This is a genomic window from Gordonia sp. UBA5067 (assembly GCF_002414845.1).
Taxonomy (GTDB): Bacteria; Actinomycetota; Actinomycetes; order Mycobacteriales; family Mycobacteriaceae; genus Gordonia; species Gordonia defluvii.
Genome location: NZ_DIAX01000002.1, coordinates 91,338 through 92,690 on the forward strand (window position 1 = coordinate 91,338; position 1,353 = coordinate 92,690).

Sequence of the window (1,353 nt, forward strand, 5' to 3'; positions counted from 1 at the left end):
GAAGTACTTGCCGCCGAACTGCGCCCCGATGCCGAAGGATTGGGTCAGCTTGAAGACTTCTTCCTCCAAGTCGCGGTCTCGGAAGCCGTGGCCGGCCATCGACCCCCGCGTCGGCAGCGAGTCGATGTAGTGCGCGGAGGCGTACTTGGCGGTCTTGAGGGCGAACTCCGCCGACGTCCCGCCGATCACGACGGCAAGGTGATACGGCGGGCAGGCCGCCGTGCCCAGCGAGCGGATCTTCTCGTCGAGGAACTCCAACAGGCGCTTAGGGTTCAGGATTGCCTTGGTCTCCTGGAAGAGGAAGGATTTGTTCGCGCTGCCGCCGCCCTTGGCCATGAACAGGAACTTGTACTCCGGTCCCCCGGGCCCCTGTTCGGTCGCATAGATCTCGATCTGCGCGGGCAGGTTGGTGCCGGTGTTCTTCTCGTCGTAGACGGTGAGCGGGGCGAGCTGCGAGTAGCGCAGATTGAGCTTCGTGTACGCGTCGTAGACGCCGCGCGACACGGCCTCCGCGTCATCGGCACCGGTCAGCACCCCCTCGGACTTCTTGCCCATGACAATGGCCGTGCCGGTGTCCTGGCACATGGGGAGCACGCCACCGGCGGAGATGTTGACGTTCTTGAGCAGGTCCAGTGCGACAAAGCGGTCGTTGCCCGACGCTTCGGGATCGTCGATAATCCGGCGCAGCTGCTTCAGGTGTGCGGGCCGCAGGTAGTGGCTGATGTCGTGCATCGCCGCCGCGGTCAGCGCGGTGATCGCGGCCGGATCGACCTTGAGGAACTGCCGGCCGTCGACCTCGAAGGCCGAGACGCCGGCACTGGTGATAAGCCGGTAGGGCGTCTCGTCCGGGCCGGTCGGCAGGAGGTCGGAGTACTGGAAATCGGGAGCTTGTGCTGGTGTGCTCACAATCGGCAATGCTACTTTCCGCCCGCGCCAACGGGCTGGTTAGTGCAGCCTAAGACGGCAATCCTCGCCGCCCCCCGGGGTGCGCCAAAGCGACCTCACCCCACACCGGCTAGACCGTGATACGGGCGTACTCGCGCAGCTTGGCGGTGCGGTGCACACTCTCGATGCGCCGGATGGTCCCGGACTTGGAGCGCATCACCAGCGACCGGGTCGTCGCGCCGTTGGCCCGGTAGGAGACGCCGCGCAGCATGTCGCCGTTGGTGACGCCGGTCGCGGCGAAGAAAGTGTTCTCCCCGCGCACCAGGATGTCGGTGGTCAGCACCCGGTCCAGATCGTGCCCGGCGGCAATCGCCTTGGCCTTCTCCGCGTCGTCGCGCGGCCACAGCTTGCCCTGGATCGAGCCGCCCATGGCCTTGAGCGCCGCGGCGGCGATCACGCCCTCGGGCG

The 1,353-nt window shown here is 66.7% G+C and carries 2 protein-coding genes; both read right to left on the minus strand.

Annotation, left to right across the window (positions count from 1 at the left end):
* The coding region (locus tag B4M62_RS00580) for a fumarate hydratase (RefSeq protein WP_290703613.1) at positions 1-906 on the minus strand (906 nt) is incomplete at its 3' end.
* Positions 907-1,015: 109 nt separating this feature from the next.
* Positions 1,016-1,353: fructose-bisphosphatase class II (locus tag B4M62_RS00585; RefSeq protein WP_290703615.1), on the minus strand; the 338-nt coding region annotated here is incomplete at its 5' end.